The organism is Sphingobium sp. TomTYG65 (genome assembly GCF_055395525.1).
On the sequence record NZ_AP027330.1, the window covers coordinates 674,664 to 691,858 of the forward strand.

The following is a 17,195-nucleotide window of genomic DNA, read 5'->3' on the forward strand; positions in this document are numbered from 1 at the left end:
TCTACTATCTGCCCCCCAATGCGCTGGCCCCAGGAGTTTTGATGTGAGCGGTGAAACCGCACTGCATGGACAGCGCAGCCTTTTCATCCTGTCTCCAGGAGATCGTGACGGATTGTCGCATGTCGCGCGGCAGGCAGGCTGGCGTGTCATCGCCGCACGGCGGCCGACCGATGCGGCACAGCGTTTTCTCCATAGCGATGCCCAGATCGCGATAGTGGACATGCGGGACGCGGCGGAAGGCGACAGCCGTCTGGTCGCGTCCATCTGTCCAGCGGTCGAAGCGGGCGGCGGCGCTCTGATCGCCCTTGTCGATGCCCAAGCTCTCGACTGGACTTCCGCGCTCTTCGAAGCCGGCGCGACTCATTTCCTCGCTGCCCCATTCTCACCGGAGCAGATGCGCGCAACCCTCGCCTCGGCTCAGCGGCTCGTCGATCGGCTTGGCGGCGGCGTGACACACAGCCAGCGAGCCCAGCGGATACGTCGCGGCGACGCACTTTTCTGGGAACTGGAGGAAGGCGGCCGTTCGGTCCGGCTGAGCGATAATCTTGCACGGCATCTCCATCTCGACCGCCAGACGATCAGCCCCGCAGGATTTGTACGTTGCCTGCCCCGTGAGGAACGCCGCTCGGTGATAGCGGCGCTGCGCGGCATGATGCGCTCTGGCCGGGCGGAGGTCTTTGCTCACGCCGCTCCCGGACGGCCTGACGACCGGCTCGTGCATCACCTGCGGCTGGTCGATGGGACCGTCGCAGCCGATGTCGAATGGTTGTCGGAGGCGCAGGGGCATGAAGCGGTGGGCCGTGATGACCTGACCGGGCTGCGCTCACGCCAAGCGGCGCTTGATTGGCTGGAGAAGCGGGCGGGGCTTGCAACGACCATTTTGCTGCTTTCCATCAGCCAGTTCGATCGCATGAATGCTGCCTATGGACAGGTCGTGGGCGACGCCTTGCTGGGCCGCATCGCCCGCCGGATCGAGCGCATGGCCAGCGATGCCGCGCCCGGCGCAATCGTCGCGCGTATCGCTGGCACCGAATTTCTCATCGGCCTGACTGGCGAAGCGGCGGCGAGTGACCGGGCCACCTTCCTTGCCCGCCAGCTAATGGGGGCGATTGGCCGTCCGTTCACCGCAGGCGATCACCTCATCCGCCTCACCGCGCGCTGCGGCATCGCCCAGTCCCGCGCCGATGACGACGCCACTCGCCTGCTCCGCCGGGCGGGCACTGCGCTCGCCGACGCCCGGCTCGGGGGCGGGGAGGGCATCCGCATCTTCTCTGCCGAAAAACGCAGCCGCCAGGTCGATGCCGACCAGCTTGAAACCGACCTGCGCCTCGCCCTTCACCGGGGCGAAATCGGCATATTGTTCCAGCCGCAATATCCGGTGGACGGCGTCAATATGATCGGGGTGGAGGCGCTCGCTCGCTGGAACCATCCTCAATATGGTCCCTTGGGTGCAGGGATGCTCTTCGCGACGGCCGAACGATCTGACTATATGCTTCCGCTCTCCGCGCACATTCAGGCCGAGGCCCTACGCCAGGCAGCGGCGTGGCCCGATGCCTTGTCCAATCTGCGACTGTCGATAAATGTGACGGCCGCCGACATCGCGCAGCCGGGTTTCATGAACCAGTTCCTCGCTCTCGTCGATGCGAGCGGCTTCCCCCGCGCCCGCCTGACGGTGGAGATTACCGAAAGCGGTCTCATCGAAAATGTCGGGGCCGCGACCGCGCTCCTTACGGCGCTCCGGGCAGAGGGGCTGGCGGTCGCGGTCGATGACTTCGGCACCGGCTATTCCAGCCTCGCCTATCTGAAGAGTCTGCCGCTCGACTATTTGAAGATCGACAGTGGCCTCGCGCAGGACATAGCGGGCACCGCCCGCGATCGCATCATCGTGCGGGGCGTCATCCACATGGCCAAGTCTTTGGGCCTCAGGGTCATCGCTGAAGGCGTCGAAACACAGCAGCAACTCGACCTCCTCGCCCGCGAAGGTTGCGACTATTATCAGGGCTTCTTGCGCTCGGCAGGCATATCGTCAGCCGACCTCGTCGCAATGGCGCTGAGAGCCTGACCGCGACCCGTTCGAAACTAAAGACTGAAGCCCACCCGCCCTATCAGCGTAGCCCCGGCGTGGCGCGAGCCTGGCCCATCGATGCTGCTGTCCGCATAGCGCAGCCCCGCGAACCAGCGACCTTTCAGGTAATCGACGCTGACGCCATGGTCCCAATAGGCGCCGTCTGGCCGCAAACGGGCGGCTCGGACCGGATTGCGCACGTCTCCGGAAGAGCGCCCGACGCGCGCGGAAACCGTGAATGGCGTTCCCGGCACACCGACCGCCGCTGAGGCGGATAGATAAAGATTATCCCCTCCAATGGCCGATTGCCGAGGTGCGTAGCTGGCGTTCAGGTCCACGCTCGCGGGGCCGATCAGAACAGCCGCGCCAGCGCCGATCTCACCATAGCCTTGCCCGGACGTACCTGGAAACAGATGGTAGCGCCCTTCGGCAGACAGCCTCCATCCGCCAATCTGCCGCGCATAGGACGCGCCTATGTCGATCACGGCATCTGCGCCGCCATGCCGCTTGCTGCCCCACAGGGAAACAGCCGTGCCCTCAAGGCTCAGCCCTTCCATAACTGGCACGGAGAGAGACCCGCGCACCACCGGGTCGCCGTCGCTCCAGCTCAGTCCCCGCCGCCGTTCGTCGCTCGCCGCTTCGACGGTAGCCGAAACCCCGTCAGAATATTGCGCAAGGGCGGGCGAGGCGCTGGCGCACGCAATCAATCCGCTCGCCAGCGCCAGCCGCATGTCAGTTCGCCGCAAGGTTGCGGACGGCATCGAGTTCGGCCAGCAGGGGCGCGCGGTCCTTTTCGGCCACCGCCGTCAGATGGCCCCGGATCGCGGCATCATGTTGCGCAAGATTGCGCTCGCCCGACCGGCGGCCCGGAGTGCATGCGCCTGCCTCGCTACCGGAAAATTGCTTGTCTCCGGAAACGGTGCGGGCCAGTGCCGGGCTGTGGTTCAGCGCCCGGTCTATGACGATCGTCGCGGTCCACTGGCAACGCTGCATGTCCATCCGGTTCGGCGCCTTGGCGCCCACGGTCTTGTGCCGAATTTCGGCCCGGGCGCTATAGGTCGCCTGCATCGGCGTCCCGCGATGCTCTATCTCAACAACATGCGTGGCGTGGGGCGTGGCAGCAGCTGCCGCCATCGCGATGAGGGTTAAACTCATGTCAGTCTCCTGCTCGATGTCGGACTTTGCTGTCCGATCATCGAAGCGGGATTTAGGGCGACACTGTTGCTGCTATTTTGCTGACAGGCGACAAAGGAGTGCTGCGGGGAAGCTGATTCCGTTCGTTTCGAGCGACGGCTTTGTAACCCCCGCCGCCGTCAACCAGCCGCCTTCGCCAATCCCTTCGACAGCTGCAAAGCGCCATTCAGCCGCGCGCCGGGATCAGCCCAGGCGCGGTTCACTACGACCTTGCTGTCCGGCCGCAACCGCGCCACGCCATTCAATCGCTGAACATAGGCCACCAGTGCTTCCGGCCGAGGGAACCGGTCCTCGAAGAAGCTGACGAGCGCCCCCTTCGGGCCGACATCGATCTTCGAGATATTGGCTGCCACGCAATTCTGCTTGATCTCGATAATCTTGAACAGATTCTGCGTCGGCGCAGGCAGCTTGCCGAAGCGATCGATCAGTTCGGCCGCAAAAGCTTCCAACCCCTGCCGATCCTCGACCTCGTTCAGGCGGCGGTAGAGGCCCATGCGCAGGTCCAGGTCCGGCACATAGTCCTCGGGAATGAGGATCGGCGCATCCACCGTAATCTGCGGTGAGAAGCTCTCGCGCTTCTCGATCCCCGCGCCGCCAGCCTTCGCCTCCAGGATCGCGTCCTCCAACATTGACTGGTAGAGTTCGAACCCGACTTCCTTGATGTGCCCCGATTGCTCGTCGCCGACCAGATTGCCCGCGCCGCGAATGTCGAGGTCGTGGCTCGCCAGCTGGAATCCCGCACCCAGCGTATCCAGGTCGGACAGCACCTTCAGCCGCTTTTCCGCCGTCTCGGTAATCACGCGGTTCGCGGGCGTGGTGAAATAGGCATAGGCCCGCGTCTTCGATCGACCCACGCGCCCGCGAAGCTGGTACAGCTGCGCCAGCCCGAAGCGATCCGCCCGATGGATGATAAGCGTGTTCGCCGAAGGAATATCCAGCCCGCTCTCGACGATGGTAGTCGACAGCAGCACATCATAGCGCTTGTCATAAAAGGCCGACATGCGCTCCTCAACCTCGCTTGCCGCCATCTGGCCGTGCGCGACGATGGGCTTCACCTCCGGCACTTCGGTCCGCAGGAACTCCTCCACCTCGGTCAGATCGGCGATGCGCGGCACCACGAAGAAGCTCTGCCCGCCCCGATAATGTTCGCGCAACAGCGCCTCGCGGATCACCACCCCGTCCCACGGCATGATGTATGTACGCACCGCCAGGCGATCGACCGGCGGCGTCTGGATCACGGAAAGCTCGCGCAGCCCCGACATAGCCATCTGCAAGGTGCGTGGGATTGGCGTCGCCGTCAGCGTCAACACATGGACATCGGTCTTGAGCGACTTCAATCGCTCCTTGTGCGTCACGCCGAACCGCTGTTCCTCGTCAACGATAACTAGGCCCAGCCGCTTGAACTCCAGCCCCTTGGCCAGCAGCGCATGGGTGCCCACGACGATATCGATCGTTCCATCGGCCAGCCCCGCCTTTACCGCCTTGGCTTCCTTGTCCGGCACCAGCCGCGACAGTCGGCCGATATTTACCGGAAAGCCCCGGAACCGCTCCTCGAAATTCATATGATGTTGCCGGGCGAGCAAAGTGGTGGGGCAGATCACCACCACCTGCATCCCCGCCATCGCCGCGACGAAAGCCGCGCGCAGGGCGACCTCGGTCTTGCCAAAGCCCACATCGCCGCACACCAATCGGTCCATCGGTCGCCCAGCGCTCAGATCCTCGATCACGTCGCCGATGGCGCGATCCTGATCCTCCGTCTCCTGATAGGGGAAGCGATCGACAAAGGCCGGATAGCCCGCGCTGTCCGGCTCGGCCACGCTTGCTGCCCGAAGCGCGCGCTCCGCGGCGGTCTTGAGCAATTCACCCGCAATCTCGCGGATGCGCTCCTTCATCCTCGCCTTGCGCCGCTGCCACGCCTCGCCGCCCAGTCTGTCGAGACTGACGCCCTCGCTGTCGGAGCCGTAGCGGGAAAGAACCTCCAGATTCTCCACTGGCACGTACAGCTTGTCGCCGCCCGCATATTCCAGCGCCACGCAATCATGCGCCGCTTTGGCGACCGGGATCTGCGTCAGCCCTTCGTAGCGGCCGATGCCATGGTCCATATGCACGACCAGATCGCCCGGCGAGAGCGTCGCCAGCTCAGCGAGGAAGGCGTCCGAACTCTTCTTCCGCTTGGCCCGCCGCACCAGGCGGTCGCCCAGCATATCCTGCTCAGTCAGCACTGCGACGTCCGGCGCGGTAAAGCCGTGGTCCAGCGGCAGGACGGTCAGCACCGTGGCTCCACCCGCCGCGATCCCCAGCGCCTCCTGCCAGCTGTCCGCCGCCGCGACCCGCTTCAGCCCATGGTCGACCAGCAGCCCGGAAAGCCGCTCCCGCGCGCCTGCCGAATAGCTGGCGATGACGACCTTTTTCTTCGCCCGCTGCAACGAGGCGATATGCTTGCCCACCGCCTCATAAACATTGGCGTTCTGCGCGCGCTCCGGCGCGAAATCGCGCGGCCCATCGACTTCGAAGTCCAACACGGTTGCGCTTTCCGGTTCATGGAAAGGCGTGGTCGCGTGCATCGGCCAATCGCGAACCGAATTCTCCCATTCCGCCGCATCCAGATAGAGCGCCTTGGGCTCCAAAGGCCGGTAAGCCCCTGGATCGGAGGATTTGGCCTGTACCCGATTGGCATGATAATCCCGGATCGCCTCGAACCGAGCCTCCGCCGCGCCCGCAACGCCATGGTCCAGTACGACGACCGTATCCTCGCCCAGATGTTCGGTCATCGGCACCAGCCGTTCCTCAAACAGCGGCAGCCAATGCTCCATCCCCGCCAGTCGCCGGCCGTCGCTCACCGCCTGATAAAGCGGGTCGCCCGTTGCGGTCGCGCCGAAAATTTCCCGGTAGCAACTGCGGAAACGCTTGATCGTTTCCTCGTCCAGCAAAGCCTCGGACGCGGGCAGCAGCGTGAAGCCTTCGACACTGCCACTGGTCCGCTGGTCCGCCGGATCGAACCGCCGCACCGTCTCAATCTCGTCTCCGAAGAAATCGAGGCGTAGCGGCTGTTCCTCGCCGCCTGGGAACAGATCCACGATGCCGCCGCGGATGGCGAACTCACCCCGGTCGTGCACGGTGTCGGTCCGCACATAGCCATTGGCCTGCAACATCTCGGCCAGCCGCGAAATGGCGATCCGCTCCTTGGGCGCCAACTTCGCCACCAGTTGTCGGACGCGGAAGGGCGTCAGTGTTCGCTGCGTCAGCGCGTTGATCGTCGTCAGGACAAGCTGCGGTCCCTTGGGTTTGACCTGCAACGCGTGCAAACCCGCCAGGCGCGCTGAAGCAGTCCGCAGCGAAGGACTGGCCCGGTCATAAGGCAGACAGTCCCATGCGGGAATCTCGACAATCTCTATCTCAGGGGCAAAATAATGCGCCGTGTCCGTCACGGCCCGCATCAGCTGCTCATCGGGCGCAACGAACAAGGCGCGAGAAGGCGCAGCTCGCGCGATGTCGGCCAGCAACCATGGCTGGAAACCGGCCGGCACCCCCGAAAGAGTGACAGGCGCTGAGGCTTTGAGGATTTTGAGAAGGTCGGTCATTTCAATCTCAGTCCCCGTCCCGCGGAGGGAAGGGTTAGGGGTGGGCAATCGGGCAGAGGTGATGCATTCGCACCCCGGCCCCTCCCGCCTGCGGGAGGCGAGGGCGCGGCTATTTCTTCCCAATCTCCACGAAATCCAGCTTTGCGAACCTGTCCCACATGGGCCCGCGCCATTCCTCCGGCACCGGCAGAACGCCCATGGCCCATGCCATGATGTCCGCGTCCTGCTCATCCATGAACCGCTCGAACCACTGAATATCTTCTTCGCTCCACTCTGCATGATAGCGATCGAAAAAACCGCCTACGGCCAGGTCCGCTTCCTTGATGCCACGGTGCCAGGCCCGGAACTGCAGGCGGCGGATGCGAGGATCTTCGTTCACAATTTGTTCCTTCGGCGGACATGGCAAAATCACCGATCGGATGTTTGCTCATCGTCCCGGCTGGGCTAGATGCCGTCAGATAGACATGCGCCCGGATATCCTCAACCCACTCTTCACCGAAATCGAAGCGCTAAAGGGCGTAGGCCCGGCGCTCGCCAAGCCGCTCGACCGCCTCGGGCTGGCGCGCGCCGTTGATGTGGCCTTCCATCTGCCGGTCAGCTTCATCGACCGCCGCATGGTGGACGAACTGGTGCTGAGCGACTCCGGCCGCGTCATCGGCATAGAACTGACCCCCGTCGACTATCGGGCGTCGGGCAGTGCCCGCGCGCCCTTCCGGGTCATCGCGCAGGACAGGCATGGCAACACAGTGGCGCTCGTCTATTTCGGCAAAAATAGCGCCTGGCCCCGCAAGCTGTTGCCGCTGAACGAACCCAAATTCGTGTCCGGTAAGCTCGAGGCTTATGGAGAAAACCTCCAGATCGTTCACCCCGACTATGTCCTGCCGCCGGAGGAAGCCGCCACCATCCCCGCTCGGGAGCCGGTCTATGGCCTTTCCGAAGGTCTAACCAACAACCGCCTGCGCGACCTGGTGGCTCAATCGCTCGCCCGCGCACCCGAACTCCCCGAATGGATCGAACCCAGCCTGCTCGCCCGCAAAGGCTGGCCGGCATGGCGTGAGGCGCTGACCCGTATCCACGCCGACCCGAGCGACGCGAAGGCGCGCGAGCGCCTTGCCTATGACGAAATCTTCGCCGGCCAACTCGCGCTGATGCTGGTGCGCCAATCCTCCCGTAAACGCAGGGGCATGCCCATCGCCGGGGATGGCCGCCTGCGCGCCATGCTGCAACTCCCCTTCGCCCCCACGGGCGCCCAACGCCGCGCCTTCGGGGAAATTGAAGGCGACATGGCGCAGCCCATCCCGATGCTTCGCCTCCTCCAGGGCGATGTGGGCTCCGGAAAGACGCTAGTGGCGCTCATGGTTCTCCTCAACACGGTCGAGGCAGGCGCTCAGGGCGCACTTCTCGCCCCCACCGAAATCCTCGCTCGCCAGCATTATGAAACGCTTCGCAAGATGGCGTCCGGCTTGCCCGTCACCATCGCAATCCTGACGGGTCGCGAAAAGGGCAGGGTGCGCGAGTCCACCCTCATGGGCCTCGCCGATGGCAGCATCGATATCCTTGTCGGAACTCACGCCATTTTCCAGGAGGCCGTCCGCTACAAGAGCCTCGCCCTCGCGGTGATCGACGAGCAACATCGCTTCGGCGTGGCCCAGCGGATGATGCTGGCCGCCAAGGCCGAGCGCGCACCGCATCTGCTGGTGATGACGGCGACGCCGATCCCACGGACCCTGACGCTCACCTATTATGGCGAAATGGACGTCTCGCGCCTCGACGAGATGCCGCCTGGCCGGCAGCCGATCCAGACGGTCGTCATGTCCGCCAATCGCCTCGATGAAGTCGTCGATGCGCTCGCCCGTCATGTCGAAGGAGGCGGTCAGGCCTATTGGGTCTGCCCACTGGTGGAAGAAAGCGAAGTCAGCGACCAAGCCGCGGCCGAAGCCCGCGCAGAATATCTCAGGATGCGTTTCGGCGATCGCGTGGGCCTTGTTCATGGCCGCATGAAAGGGCCGGAAAAGGACGCTGCGATGGAGGCTTTCGCCGCCAATCGCACGCAGATTCTCGTCGCAACCACCGTAATAGAAGTCGGCGTCGATGTCCCCAACTCCAGCCTTATCATCATTGAGGGCGCCGACCGGTTCGGCTTGGCTCAGCTCCATCAGCTAAGGGGCCGGGTGGGGCGCGGCCAGAATCATTCGGTGTGCCTGCTGCTGCGCGGCAACGCTCTGTCGGAAACCTCTCGCGCCCGCCTCGCCCTGATGCGCGAAACCAATGACGGCTTCCGCATCGCCGAAGAGGATCTGCGCCTGCGTGGCGCTGGCGAAATCCTGGGCACCCGCCAATCCGGCGAGCAGCAACTGAAGATCGCCACGCCAGAACATCTCTCCGCGCTGCTGGACGCAGCGCGGGACGACGCGCACCTCCTGATCGACCGTGATGGCGGCTTGACGGAGGCGAGGGGGGAAGCGGCTCGGACCTGCCTCTATCTTTTCGAACGAGACGCAGCGGTTGGACTGCTGAGAAGCGGATAAAATCGACTTCGCCCGAAACGGACGGGGGACGCAGCCGGAAATTAGACAGGGCGATCCTGCTATCGCGACGAACTGCCGCATCTGCGAAACCATCCCGCACGCCGCCTCGTTGCCAAAAGCATGCACACAGACATCAGCCTCGATCACGTCACACCCATGGCGGCCATTTCCATCGCCATCTCGGTCGCAACGGCTTTCCTGCTCCACTGGTTCGCCTATTGGATCGCGACCCGTATAGCCCGCCGCATCGGCATCGCGCCTGTCATTCTGCCAGCCATCTATCACCCGACCCGCTGGATCGTCGTCCTGATGACCCTGGCGGCGGCCATTCAGCCGCTCAGCTTCAGTCCCAAAATTGAGGCCATCTGGTCGATCGCCTCAAAGATGCTGTTCATCCTGCTGACCGGCTGGCTGATCTTCTCCCTCATGCGCGTGATGCGGGTGCTTCTCGAACGCCGCAGCGACATCACGGTTGAGGATAATCTCAAGGCCCGCCGCCAGCATACCCGCATCCGCATCCTCTACCGGGTGGCGCAGTTCATCATCGGCTTCCTGATCCTCTCACTCATGCTGATCGCCATCCCGGGCGTTCGCACGGTCGGCGTTACTCTCATGGCCTCGGCGGGGCTCGCCGGCCTCGCTGTCGGCGCCGCCGCGCAGCCAGCGCTGAAGAATTTGATCGCTGGCATCCAAATGGCCTTTTCCGAACCCATCCGCCTCGATGATGTCGTCATCGTGGAGGGTGAGTGGGGCCGGATAGAAGATATAAAGCTCACCTATGTCGTGGTGCGCATCTGGGACGACCGCCGCATGATCGTGCCAGTTTCCTACTTCCTGGAAAAACCCTTCCAGAACTGGACGACCCGGACGTCGGATCTGCTCGGCACCGTCTTCCTCTATGTCGATCCGTCAGCAGATGTGGACCGCATCCGTGCGAAGTTCATCGAAACGGTGAAGGCGAATAACCGCTGGGACGGTCGCGTCGCAATCCTGCAAGTCACCGATCATCGGGCTGACGCGCTGGAACTACGTGGGTTGCTCAGCGCCCGCAATGCGGGCATCGCCTTCGACCTGCGTTGCGAGGTGCGTGAAGCGATGATGAGCTTCCTGCGCGTCGATATGCCCGAAGCGCTGGTCCGCTCGCGTCAGCGGCTGGAGGCGGGGGAGGGCTTTGCGGAAACCTTTACCAGGCCGTCTGGCGCGGCGGGATAAGGCTCAGCATAGCCTCATAAGCTCGCGGCTCGATCGGTTCGCGAAATTCCATACCGACCCGGCCTTCCTCAGCCCAGCGGACTTCGGCCTGTACGTCCTTCACCATCGGCAGCCATATGGAAACGCGCTCGCCGATCAGCACCTCGGCATCGGTGCGGCACATCAACCCGAGTTCGGAAATGTTGATGATCCGGACGCCGTGGGTTCGGCCTCGCGCCATGACATGGCTGACCATGTCGACCAACACGCGCGTCGCGCGGCGCTGATTGATGGAAGGGTCCCGTGAACGGGCGACCTGGGCGAGGCTTGCGAGCACCGAAGACATGGGCGCAGCTTAAGTCCGGGATAGTCGCTCGTTCCTTACCGGATATGCCTAACGCAGCTTTAACTCTCTATAATTTCAAGCGGTTACTAACCCATGTTTCTTTGCGCCGAAGCTGACCTTGTCGCCCGGCTTCAACGTCAGCGCAGGATCGCTCACAACCTCGCCATTCACGCGAATCGCGCCCTCCGCCAGCTTCCGCCGAACTTCCTTGTTGGATGCAGCAAAGCCCAGCGCCGTAGTGCCCTGAACGATATTGAGCCCCTCGGCTCCCAGGCTGACGGTCGGCAGGTTGGCATCGGAAGCGCCTTCTTCGAACGTCTTGCGCGCTGTCTCGGCCGCCAGCGCAGCTGCCTCCGGACCACGGCAAAGCGCCGTCGCCTCATTGGCCAGGATCTTCTTCGCTTCGTTGATCTCCGCGCCTTGCAGCGAAGCCAGCCGCTCCACTTCATCCATCGGCAGATCGGTGAACAGGCGCAAGCGATTGGCGACGTCCGCGTCGGCTGTATTCCGCCAGAACTGCCAATAATCGTAATTGGAAAGCTGATCCTCGTTCAGCCACACCGCGCCGCCGACTGTCTTGCCCATCTTGGTCCCGTCGGCATTGGTCAGCAGGGGCGTTGTAAGGCCGAACACATGCGTCCCATCCACGCGCCGGGCCAGCTCGACGCCGTTGACGATATTGCCCCACTGGTCCGATCCGCCCATCTGCAACCGGCAGCCCGACCGCCGCGACAGTTCCAGAAAGTCATAGGCCTGAAGGATCATGTAATTGAATTCCAGGAAGCTCAGCGACTGCTCCCGGTCCAGCCGCAGCTTCACCGAATCGAAGCTCAACATGCGGTTCACCGAGAAATGCTGGCCGATATCTCGCAGGAACGGGATATATTCGAGGCGGTCGAGCCATTCCGCATTGTCCAGCATGATCGCGTCGGTCGGTCCATCGCCAAAGGTCAGGAACCGCTCGAACACCCGCTTGATGCTCGCGACATTCTCCGCGATCAGGTCGGTCGTCAGCAGCTTGCGCGCCTCGTCCTTGAAGCTCGGATCGCCGATCTTTCCCGTGCCGCCGCCCATCAGGACGATCGGCTTGTGCCCGGCCTTTTGCAGCTGCCGCAGCATCATGATCGATACCAGGTGCCCGACATGCAGCGACGGCGCGGTCGGATCGAACCCGATATAGCCCGGCACGATCTGCTTGGCGGCCAGGGCGTCGAGCCCCTCCGCATCGGTCAGCTGATGAATATAGCCGCGCGTTTCGAGCAGGCGGAGCAGATCGGACTGGTAGCTGGTCATAATGCCGCGCCCTCTAGCATTGCGTCGCTGGCCGGGAAAGTCCCTCCTCCGTTCGGGCTGAGCTTGTCGAAGCCCTCCACATCTTTAAAGACGAAGGAGCAACGGCGTGAGCGGAAGGAAGGAACAATGCTGGCAATCGGCCTCATGTCGGGAACTTCGCGCGACGGTATCGACGCGGCGTTGATCGAAACGGACGGGGAGGGCCTGTCCCGCTCCATCACCTTCCACGCCATGCCCTATCATGAAGGCTTCCGGGTCCGCCTCGCCGAAGCGTGCCGCCGCGCCATGGCCATGGACAAGCCAGGCTTCGAACCGCTGCTCCATTCCGTGGAAGAGGAACTCACCGAGCTGCATGTGGAGGCCGTATCCGATCTCCTCGCTCGCAGCGGCCATATCGCAGAGGATATCTCTGTCATAGGCTTTCACGGCCACACCGTCGCGCATCGTCCCGAATGGCGCTGGACATGGCAGATCGGCGATGGCGCCGCCCTGGCCGGAGCTTTCGGCATCCCGGTCGTAGCCGATCTGCGCAGCGCTGACGTAGCCGCAGGCGGGCAGGGCGCGCCCTTGCTCCCCGTCTATCATCGCGCTCTGGCTCATGACCTGCCCAAGCCCGTCGCCATCCTCAACCTGGGCGGCGTCGCCAACATCACCGCCATCGCCGCCGATGGAGATATCACCGCTTTCGACACCGGCATGGCGAGCGGCCTCATCGACAATTGGATGCAGACGCACAGCGACCGCAGCTTCGACGAAAATGGCGCAACCGCCGCCAGCGGTCGGGTCGATGAAGCCCGCCTCAGCCAGATGCTCACCGACCCCTGGTTCGACCTTCCGCCCCCCAAGAGCATCGACCGCGAGGCTTTCTCGATCGATGCGGTCTGCGGCCTCTCGCTGGCAGATGGCGCCGCAACGCTCACCGCTTTCACCGCCAGGGCGCTCGCCCGCGGCCTCGATCACCTGCCCGATCGCCCCGCTTGCATCTATGTAGCCGGGGGCGGCCGCCACAACGCCACGCTCATGGCTATGCTCGCCAGGGATACGGGCGCAATCGTCCGCCCGGTCGATGATCTCGGCTGGGACGGCGATGCACTCGAAGCCCAAGGCTTCGCCTATATGGCCGTCCGCCATCTCAAAAATCTGCCGATCAGCTTCCCCCGCACGACCGGCGCGCCGCAGCCGATGACCGGCGGCGTTTTGTATAAACCCGCCTGACGCGATCACCGCTTGCGCGTCAGTTCCCGCATGGCGTCGTCGATGCCCTCCAGCGTCAGCGGATACATGCGCTCGCTCATGATCTCCCGGATCATCCGCGTCGACTGGCTATAATCCCAATGCCCGCGCGGCGTGGGGTTCAGCCATACCGCCGCCGGATAGGTATGCAGCACCCGGCTCATCCAAACCGCGCCGGGCTCCTCGTTCATATGCTCCACCGACCCGCCCGGATAGCTGATCTCATAGGGGCTCATCGCCGCGTCGCCGACGAAGATCACCTTATAGTCATGGCCATATTTGTGCAGGATATCCCAGGTCGGGATCCGCTCTGAAAAGCGGCGACTATTATCCTTCCAAACCCCTTCATACAGGCAGTTGTGGAAGTAGAAGAACTCCATATTCTTGAATTCGCTGGTGGCGGCCGAGAACAGCTCCTCACACAGGCGGATGAACGGGTCCATCGATCCGCCCACATCCAGGAACAGCAGCAGCTTGACCGCATTGTGCCGCTCCGGCCGCATGCGGATGTCGAGCCAACCCTGCCGCGCCGTGCCCCGGATTGTGCCCTCCAGGTCGAGCTCTTCCGCCGCGCCCTCGCGCGCAAAACGCCGCAGCCGCCGCAACGCCACCTTGATGTTGCGCGTGCCCAGTTCCTTGCTGCTGTCGAGATTCTGAAACTCGCGCTTTTCCCAGACCTTGATCGCCCGCTTGTGTCGGCTCTCCCCACCAATCCGGACGCCTTCCGGATTATAACCGCCATGGCCGAAGGGGGATGTGCCGCCGGTGCCGATCCACTTGCTGCCGCCCTGGTGCCGACCCTTCTGCTCCTCCAGCCGCTTTTTCAGCGTTTCCATGATCTCGTCCCAGCCGCCGAGCGACTTGATCTTCTCCATCTCCTCGGCGCTCAGATATTTCTCTGCGACCAGGCGCAGCCATTCCTCCGGAATTTCTGCCTCGACGCCCTCTGCGCCGATCACGCCCTTGAAGACCTTAGCAAAGACCTGATCGAACCGATCGATCAGCCCCTCGTCCTTCACATAAGTCGCGCGGGCGAGATAATAGAAATCCTCCGGTCGCCGTTCGATCACGTCGCGGTCCAGCGCTTCGAGCAGCAGCAGATGCTCCTTTATGCCGACCGGAATACCGGCAGCGCGGAGCGCATCGAGGAAATTGAGCATCATGACGGCGCCCTTGTCCGACAGCAGGGTTAAGGATGCAAGGCTCCTCCGCTGGCGGTATTGATGGAATGTTAAGTGTTGCATTGCATCGTTAATAGGGCAGTATCCATGACCGGGCGGTAGGGCAGGCAACCATTGGAAAACGGGCATTTGTTGACGGACTTGGGTGAACGGTCAGGGGACATAGCGCTGCAGTGCAGCGAAACCGCCGGCTTCCTTGGAGAACTTACCCGCCGCATTCAGGCCGACTCGGCCAGACTGGCCCAGCTCCACTCCAATATGGAGGCCCTTGCCAGCAGCCAGAATGAAAGCGTCGTCGCCGCCCAGGAACTCAGCCTCACATCACGCCGCGCAGCTCGCATCATCGCCGAAGGGCATGAGGCGATCACCCAATCTCTGGCCCAGGTCGCTGGCCTCGTCGAGCATGTGACGGGCCTGGAGGGCCGCCTGCGTCAGTTCCTGGACGTCATCGAAGCGGTAGGCGGAATTTCCGATCAACTCGGCGCGATCGCCCGGCAGACCCGGCTGCTCGGCGTAAACGCTGCGATCGAAGCGGCGCGTGGTGGCGAAGCAACACAGGGCTTTGCCGTCGTCGCGGACGAAATCCGCCGGCTCGCGGGACAAGCGGGCGATTCGGCCGCGTCGGTCGGCGACAAGCTTGGTCAACTCGATCGCGATGCGCGCCACCTCATCAGCGGGGTCGAAGCCAATATCCTGCGCGGTCGCGGCGTCAGCGCGCATATCGACACATTAAGCGTCACCATGGCTGAAATCGCCTCGCTGGTGACGCAATTTGGCGACAGGTCCAATGCGATCGTTACCTGCACCGACGAAGCCGATGCGGACGTCGGGGCGCTGCGCCAAGGGCTCAGCAGTTTCAGTCAGTCAGCTGCAGAAAGCGCGGGCCGCGTCGAACTGGCCAAGGTTCAGTTGGAACAGCTTGAGGGCATGGCGAACGACATGCTCAACACCGCTGCTCATGGCGGACACCGCACGCGCAACAGCCGCTATATCGCCTATGCGGAAGACGGGGCGGACGAGATATCGCGCCTCGTCGAAGCCGCGCTGCAATCGGGCGAATTGTCGCCTTCGGCCCTGTTCGACACTCATTACCGGCCGATCCTGGGCTCCGACCCGCCCCAATATGAAAATGGCTTCACCGCCTTTGCCGACCGCGCCGTCCGGCCGGTGCTGGACAGGCGAACGGCGCAGGACGAGGCGATCGTCGGTTGCTGCCTTATCGACATGAACGGCTATCTTCCGACGCACATCACGATGCGCAGCCACCCGCAACGGCCGGGATTGCCGAGCTGGAACATGGAACATGCCCGCAACCGGCAGATTTTCATGGACAGCCAAACCCGCCGCGCCCTCGATGGCGACGGAGACTTCTTCCTGTTCACCTACCGTCAGGACTTGGGGGAGGGCCGCTATCGCGCGCTACGCAGCGTTTTCGTGCCCTTGTTGTTCGACGGCCGCCGCTGGGGCTTGTATGAGGTCGGCTATCTCATCTGATGCGCGGCGCCTCTACTGCGCCGCGCCAGCCTGCCGCATGATGACCTCGCCACTCGCGGCATAGTGCGCGGTTGTCCGCGCCTGCGCCGTTTGCGGGTCCTTTCCGTCCAGTATTTCCGCGATCTGGCGTGAACTCGGGACCCGATCATAAACCCCGAACAGCTGCGTCTGTCCGATCGAATGCATCGACAGCTGATAACCCTTGCCCGATGCCGACGGATCGAACGCCATCACCGTTCCGGCATCATCCACCGGCACGATCACTGCGCCATTCTGCACATCGCGCTGTTGCAGAACATCATAGCTGCCTTCTGCCGTCTTCACTTGCCCGCGGATGCAGAATGAGGCGCGCCCTTCGCTCATCGGAGCAGCTTCGATGGCAGCGGCCGGCGTCTGCGCGGTGAGCTTTGCGTCCGTCCCGTCCTGGCTCGGGCAAGCCGCGAAACGCGCCGGAGCGATCGGCCGTACGCTGGCGGGGTCATCGAAGCGCAGCCCGTTCAGCATGCCGTCCAAACCCGCAAGCACTTCCTTGCGCCGCTCCGTAGGGCCGGTCACGCGCAGCTTTACCAGCCAGCGGCCTGCATGGACAAAGCCCGCCGCCGTCGTCAGCGCGCCATCGGCGGCGTCATCATAGACCGCCCGGATCGCTCGGTCGCTCTGACCTGCGAGCGGAACGCTTGCATAAGCGGTGCGACGCGTCTTGGCACCGAACCGCTCCATGATCGCGCGGTCCGTCATATGCGCCGCAAGGGAGCTGTCGGCGTAGCTCGGCAGATACACATAAAGCGTCGCCTGGATCGCTCCGTCTTCGGACAGATATTGGGCGTAATTGTCGATGCCCTTGCCGCCGTTTGAAACTTCGCCGCTCTTCGCGAGGGACAGGCCCGCAATCGTTTGTGGCAGGCTGATTCCCGCCGCGTCGGAACGCAGGCTCATGTCATTGGCTGACCAGGCCTCATGCTCTTCGGCGGCATTGGCCAAAGCGGGGGCTGATGCAAACAGCAGGACCGGCAACAGGGACAAGACAGGCTTGAACATCGGCATCCTTCCCATTTCACGCCGTCTTGTCGCGGCTTTGAAATATATGTC

General features: G+C 63.5%; 13 protein-coding genes. 5 read left to right on the forward strand and 8 right to left on the reverse strand.

What is annotated here, in order from left to right:
• Positions 1-43: 43 nt before the first annotated feature.
• The gene (locus tag ACZ5Y5_RS03410; protein ID WP_464809797.1) at positions 44-2,062 is read left to right on the forward strand and encodes a putative bifunctional diguanylate cyclase/phosphodiesterase; all 2,019 of its coding nucleotides are present in this window, start codon (positions 44-46) and stop codon (positions 2,060-2,062) included.
• 17 nt (positions 2,063-2,079) lie between these two features.
• Here ACZ5Y5_RS03410 and ACZ5Y5_RS03415 read toward each other — a convergent pair whose 3' ends face one another.
• The 4 genes from ACZ5Y5_RS03415 to ACZ5Y5_RS03430 all read right to left on the reverse strand — a co-directional run bounded on the left by ACZ5Y5_RS03415 (position 2,080) and on the right by ACZ5Y5_RS03430 (position 7,219).
• Complete coding sequence (locus ACZ5Y5_RS03415; protein WP_464809798.1) at positions 2,080-2,826, reverse strand: TorF family putative porin; 747 nt, start codon at positions 2,824-2,826, stop codon at positions 2,080-2,082.
• Entirely contained in the window at positions 2,798-3,220 is a 423-nt protein-coding gene (locus ACZ5Y5_RS03420; protein ID WP_464809799.1) for a hypothetical protein, read from the reverse strand. Before ACZ5Y5_RS03420 ends, ACZ5Y5_RS03415 begins: the two co-directional genes overlap by 29 nt.
• A gap of 158 nt (positions 3,221-3,378) precedes the next feature.
• Positions 3,379-6,840, reverse strand: coding sequence for a transcription-repair coupling factor (gene mfd, locus ACZ5Y5_RS03425; RefSeq protein WP_464809800.1), 3,462 nt, complete (start codon positions 6,838-6,840; stop codon positions 3,379-3,381).
• 109 nt (positions 6,841-6,949) lie between these two features.
• On the reverse strand, positions 6,950-7,219 hold the full coding sequence (locus ACZ5Y5_RS03430; protein WP_464809801.1) for an FAD assembly factor SdhE: 270 nt from the start codon (positions 7,217-7,219) through the stop codon (positions 6,950-6,952).
• 85 nt (positions 7,220-7,304) lie between these two features.
• Here ACZ5Y5_RS03430 and recG point away from each other — a divergent pair, with 85 nt between their 5' ends.
• Positions 7,305-9,368 carry an ATP-dependent DNA helicase RecG gene (gene recG / locus ACZ5Y5_RS03435; RefSeq protein WP_464809802.1) on the forward strand — a complete coding sequence of 688 codons (2,064 nt, stop codon included), beginning with the start codon at positions 7,305-7,307 and terminating at the stop codon, positions 9,366-9,368.
• A 120-nt stretch (positions 9,369-9,488) separates the two neighbouring features.
• A complete protein-coding gene (locus tag ACZ5Y5_RS03440) occupies positions 9,489-10,580 on the forward strand; it encodes a mechanosensitive ion channel family protein (RefSeq protein ID WP_464809803.1) in 1,092 nt (363 codons plus the stop codon).
• On the opposite strand, the gene ACZ5Y5_RS03445 is transcribed toward ACZ5Y5_RS03440, so the two are convergent.
• Together ACZ5Y5_RS03445 and tyrS are read right to left on the reverse strand one after the other, a co-directional pair.
• Positions 10,552-10,905 (reverse strand): PilZ domain-containing protein, encoded by a 354-nt coding sequence (locus tag ACZ5Y5_RS03445; RefSeq protein WP_464809804.1) that lies wholly within the window; start codon positions 10,903-10,905, stop codon positions 10,552-10,554. The genes ACZ5Y5_RS03440 and ACZ5Y5_RS03445 overlap by 29 nt on opposite strands.
• A 75-nt stretch (positions 10,906-10,980) precedes the next feature.
• Positions 10,981-12,198, reverse strand: coding sequence for a tyrosine--tRNA ligase (tyrS, locus tag ACZ5Y5_RS03450; RefSeq protein ID WP_464809805.1), 1,218 nt, complete (start codon positions 12,196-12,198; stop codon positions 10,981-10,983).
• A gap of 126 nt (positions 12,199-12,324) precedes the next feature.
• Here tyrS and ACZ5Y5_RS03455 point away from each other — a divergent pair, with 126 nt between their 5' ends.
• Positions 12,325-13,413, forward strand: a complete 1,089-nt coding sequence (locus ACZ5Y5_RS03455) for an anhydro-N-acetylmuramic acid kinase (RefSeq protein WP_464809806.1) — start codon at positions 12,325-12,327, stop codon at positions 13,411-13,413.
• A 5-nt stretch (positions 13,414-13,418) separates the two neighbouring features.
• Here ACZ5Y5_RS03455 and ACZ5Y5_RS03460 read toward each other — a convergent pair whose 3' ends face one another.
• On the reverse strand, positions 13,419-14,594 hold the full coding sequence (locus ACZ5Y5_RS03460; RefSeq protein ID WP_464809807.1) for a vWA domain-containing protein: 1,176 nt from the start codon (positions 14,592-14,594) through the stop codon (positions 13,419-13,421).
• Between the two features lie 147 nt (positions 14,595-14,741).
• On the opposite strand from ACZ5Y5_RS03460, the gene ACZ5Y5_RS03465 reads away from it, so the two are divergent.
• Positions 14,742-16,106, forward strand: coding sequence for a methyl-accepting chemotaxis protein (locus ACZ5Y5_RS03465; protein WP_464809808.1), 1,365 nt, complete (start codon positions 14,742-14,744; stop codon positions 16,104-16,106).
• 12 nt (positions 16,107-16,118) lie between these two features.
• Here the strand turns inward: ACZ5Y5_RS03465 and ACZ5Y5_RS03470 are convergent, their stop codons facing one another.
• Positions 16,119-17,144 (reverse strand): hypothetical protein, encoded by a 1,026-nt coding sequence (locus ACZ5Y5_RS03470; protein ID WP_464809809.1) that lies wholly within the window; start codon positions 17,142-17,144, stop codon positions 16,119-16,121.
• Positions 17,145-17,195 lie beyond the last annotated feature (51 nt).